Genomic DNA, 4,190 nt, shown 5'->3' with positions numbered 1-4,190 from the left:
ATTTTCATTGAGTATCAGTCCTCTTTCCCTTGGGAAGAGGCTTTTTAATACTAGGAAAAGGACAGTTAGAGTCTTCTGTGTTATACTAGAGATATGTTAGATTTGAAAGAATACGGTATCGTCATGTGGCCGGAGGAGAAGATTGTTTCTTTTCGTCAGAAACTCCTCACTTGGTATGATGAAAACAAAAGAGATTTACCGTGGCGTAGAAGTAAAAATCCTTATCACATCTGGGTCTCTGAAATTATGCTCCAGCAGACTAGGGTGGATACAGTTATCCCTTACTACGAACGTTTCTTGGACTGGTTTCCGACAGTGGAAAGTTTGGCGAATGCGCCTGAAGAGCGTTTGTTGAAGGCTTGGGAAGGCTTGGGTTATTATTCTCGAGTTCGTAATATGCAGGCTGCAGCCCAGCAGATTATGACTGACTTTGGTGGCCAATTTCCAAACACCTATGAAGGAATTTCCAGATTGAAAGGAATTGGACCTTATACTGCAGGAGCCATTTCCAGTATCGCTTTTAATTTGCCTGAGCCAGCGGTCGATGGTAATGTCATGCGGGTTTTGGCACGTCTGTTTGAAGTCAATCACGATATTGGAATTCCAAGTAATCGCAAAATTTTTCAGGCAATGATGGAAATCTTGATTGATCCGGATCGTCCGGGTGACTTTAATCAAGCTTTGATGGACTTGGGATCTGATATTGAGGCGCCTGTAAATCCCAGACCAGAAGAAAGTCCAGTTAAGGACTTTAGTGCGGCATATCAGAATGGCACAATGGACCGTTATCCAATCAAGGCTCCCAAGAAAAAGCCAGTTCCTATTTATCTTAAAGCCTTAGTTGTGAAAAATTCTCAAGGACAATTTTTACTTGAAAAAAATGAAAGTGAAAAGCTATTGGCAGGTTTTTGGCATTTCCCCTTGATAGAAGTAGATGACTTTTCGCAAGAAGAGCAGTTTGACCTCTTTCATCAGGTTGCAGAAGAAAGCGTGAACTTTGGCCCAAGTCCAGAAGAGAGTTTCCAGCAGGACTATGACCTAGATGTTGCTTGGCTTGATGTTTATTTTGAGACTGTCAAGCATGTCTTTAGTCATCGTAAATGGCATGTTCAAATTGTAGCAGGTCAAGTGAGTGACTTCCATGATTTTTCAGATAGGGAAGTTCGCTGGCTTTCACCAGAAGAGTTCAAGGATTACCCACTTGCCAAACCCCAACAAAAAATCTGGCAGGCTTATGCAAAAGCCAACTTAGACAGTAGCTAAGACTAGCTATCGTGTCTTCTTGCTATTTTTTTGGTATAATAGTAGAGAAAAAGGTGAACATATGAAAAAAATACTAATTGTAGATGATGAGAAACCAATCTCGGATATTATCAAGTTTAATATGACCAAGGAAGGTTACGAAGTTGTAACTGCTTTTAACGGTCGTGAAGCGCTAGAGCAATTTGAAGCAGAGCAACCAGATATTATTATTCTGGATTTGATGCTTCCGGAAATTGATGGTTTAGAAGTTGCTAAGACCATTCGCAAGACAAGTAGTGTACCTATTATCATGCTGTCGGCTAAAGACAGTGAATTTGATAAGGTTATCGGTTTAGAGCTTGGAGCAGATGACTATGTGACAAAACCCTTCTCCAATCGTGAGTTGCAGGCGCGTGTTAAAGCTTTGCTGCGTCGTTCTCAACCTATGCCAGTAGATGGGCAGGAAGCAGAAAGTAAACCTCAACCTATCCAAATTGGGGATTTAGAAATTGTTCCAGACGCCTACGTGGCTAAAAAATATGGCGAAGAACTAGACTTAACCCATCGTGAGTTTGAGCTTTTGTATCATTTGGCATCGCATACAGGTCAAGTCATTACGCGCGAACACTTGCTTGAGACTGTCTGGGGTTATGACTATTTTGGTGATGTCCGTACGGTTGATGTGACTGTACGACGTCTGCGTGAGAAGATTGAAGATACACCCAGCCGACCAGAGTATATCTTGACGCGCCGTGGTGTAGGGTATTACATGAGAAATAATGCTTGATTTACTGAAACAAACGATTTTTACCAGAGATTTTATCTTTATCCTGATTTTGTTAGGTTTCATCCTTGTTGTGACCCTTCTATTACTAGAGAATAGACGTGATAATATGCGATTGAAGCAAATCAATCAAAAGGTTAAAGATTTGATTGCAGGAGATTATTCCAAGGTTCTTGATATGCAAGGTGGGTCTGAAATCACCAATATTACCAATAATTTGAATGACTTGTCGGAGGTTATTCGTCTCACTCAGGAAAATCTAGAACAAGAGAGTAAGAGACTAAATAGTATCCTGTTTTATATGACAGATGGGGTTCTTGCGACCAATCGTCGGGGGCAGATTATCATGATTAACGATACAGCCAAGAAGCAACTGGGGCTGGTTAAAGAAGATGTTCTGAATAGAAGCATTTTGGAATTGCTCAAGATAGAAGAAGACTATGAATTGCGTGATTTGATTACCCAAAGTCCAGAATTGTTGCTAGATTCCCAAGACATCAATGGGGAATATCTGAGCCTTCGAGTTCGCTTTGCCTTGATTCGTCGAGAGTCTGGCTTTATTTCAGGTTTGGTGGCTGTTTTGCATGATACGACGGAGCAGGAGAAGGAAGAGCGCGAACGGAGACTCTTCGTTTCCAACGTTAGTCATGAGTTACGGACTCCTTTAACCAGCGTGAAATCTTATCTTGAAGCCTTGGATGAGGGAGCTTTGTGTGAAACTGTAGCACCAGACTTCATCAAGGTGTCTCTGGACGAAACCAACCGTATGATGCGCATGGTGACGGATCTCCTCCATCTCTCACGGATTGATAATGCGACCAGTCACCTAGATGTAGAATTGATAAACTTCACTGCCTTTATTACCTTTATCCTCAATCGTTTTGACAAGATGAAAGGACAGGAAAAAGAAAAGAAATATGAGCTGGTGAGAGATTATCCTATCAATTCTATCTGGATGGAAATTGATACAGACAAGATGACACAGGTGATTGATAATATTTTAAATAATGCTATTAAGTATTCGCCAGATGGGGGTAAAATCACTGTCAGAATGAAGACAACTGAAGACCAGATGATTTTATCCATTTCTGACCACGGTTTGGGGATTCCTAAGCAGGATTTACCACGTATCTTTGACCGTTTCTATCGTGTGGATCGTGCTAGAAGTCGTGCCCAAGGTGGAACAGGTCTGGGACTGTCTATTGCCAAAGAAATTATCAAACAACATAATGGCTTTATTTGGGCCAAGAGTGAATACGGTAAGGGTTCAACCTTTACCATTGTGCTCCCTTATGATAAGGATGCAGTGAAAGAAGAAGTATGGGAGGACGAAGTAGAAGACTAGAATGAGTGAAATAGGCTTTAAATATAGTATTTTAGCGTCGGGTTCCAGTGGAAATTCCTTTTATCTGGAAACACCAAAAAAGAAGCTTTTAGTGGATGCTGGCTTGTCTGGTAAGAAAATTACTAGCCTACTTGCTGAAATTAACCGCAAACCAGAAGACCTGGATGCCATCTTGATTACCCATGAGCATTCAGATCATATCCATGGAGTGGGTGTGTTAGCTCGCAAGTATGGTATGGATTTGTATGCCAATGAAAAGACCTGGCAAGCTATGGAAAACAGCAAGTATCTTGGCAAGGTAGACTCTTCGCAAAAGCATATTTTTGAAATGGGTAAAACCAAAACCTTTGGAGATATCGACATCGAGAGTTTTGGCGTAAGCCATGATGCAGTCGCACCTCAGTTCTATCGCTTTATGAAAGATGATAAAAGTTTTGTCCTTTTGACAGATACAGGGTATGTTAGTGACCGTATGGCGGGAATTGTCGAAAATGCGGATGGCTATCTTATCGAGTCCAACCATGATGTAGAGATTTTGCGAGCAGGTTCTTACGCTTGGCGACTCAAACAACGAATCCTATCTGACCTCGGTCACCTTTCTAACGAAGACGGTGCTGAAGCTATGATTCGTACCTTGGGAAACCGCACTAAGAAAATCTACCTTGGGCATTTATCCAAGGAGAACAATATCAAGGAGTTGGCTCATATGACCATGGTCAATCAGCTAGCGCAAGCTGATCTGGGAGTCGGAGTAGACTTTAAGGTTTATGATACCTCACCAGATACCGCAACACCATTGACAGATATATAAAAAAGAAG

4 protein-coding genes are annotated in these 4,190 nt (G+C 41.5%); all 4 read left to right on the top strand.

Annotation, left to right across the window (positions count from 1 at the left end; genetic code table 11):
- The first annotated feature begins 93 nt into the window (after window positions 1–93).
- The 4 genes from mutY (at window position 94) to HT697_RS09835 (ending at window position 4,182) form a co-directional block, all read left to right on the top strand.
- Window positions 94–1,263 (top strand): A/G-specific adenine glycosylase, encoded by a 1,170-nt coding sequence (mutY, locus tag HT697_RS09850; protein ID WP_173218474.1) that lies wholly within the window; start codon window positions 94–96, stop codon window positions 1,261–1,263.
- A gap of 61 nt (window positions 1,264–1,324) precedes the next feature.
- Window positions 1,325–2,029, top strand: a complete 705-nt coding sequence (yycF, locus tag HT697_RS09845; RefSeq protein ID WP_050223087.1) for a response regulator YycF — start codon at window positions 1,325–1,327, stop codon at window positions 2,027–2,029.
- Window positions 2,022–3,371, top strand: a complete 1,350-nt coding sequence (vicK, locus tag HT697_RS09840) for a cell wall metabolism sensor histidine kinase VicK (protein ID WP_173218476.1) — start codon at window positions 2,022–2,024, stop codon at window positions 3,369–3,371. The genes yycF and vicK overlap by 8 nt, the downstream gene beginning before the upstream one ends.
- A gap of 1 nt (window position 3,372) precedes the next feature.
- Complete coding sequence (locus HT697_RS09835) at window positions 3,373–4,182, top strand: MBL fold metallo-hydrolase (RefSeq protein ID WP_054384038.1); 810 nt, start codon at window positions 3,373–3,375, stop codon at window positions 4,180–4,182.
- Window positions 4,183–4,190 lie beyond the last annotated feature (8 nt).

Origin of the sequence: Streptococcus sp. 1621 (genome assembly GCF_013276615.1) — a bacterium.
Lineage (GTDB): Bacteria > Bacillota > Bacilli > Lactobacillales > Streptococcaceae > Streptococcus.
This window is presented reverse-complemented; position numbering and strand designations above follow the sequence as displayed.

What these genes read in the sequence shown, in the direction of transcription:
- HT697_RS09835 (WP_054384038.1), top strand. Translation starts at nt 3,373, where the DNA reads ATGAGTGAAATAGGCTTTAAATATAGTATTTTAGCGTCGGGTTCCAGT.
- mutY (WP_173218474.1), top strand. Translation starts at nt 94, where the DNA reads ATGTTAGATTTGAAAGAATACGGTATCGTCATGTGGCCGGAGGAGAAG.
- yycF (WP_050223087.1), top strand. Translation starts at nt 1,325, where the DNA reads ATGAAAAAAATACTAATTGTAGATGATGAGAAACCAATCTCGGATATT.
- vicK (WP_173218476.1), top strand. Translation starts at nt 2,022, where the DNA reads ATGCTTGATTTACTGAAACAAACGATTTTTACCAGAGATTTTATCTTT.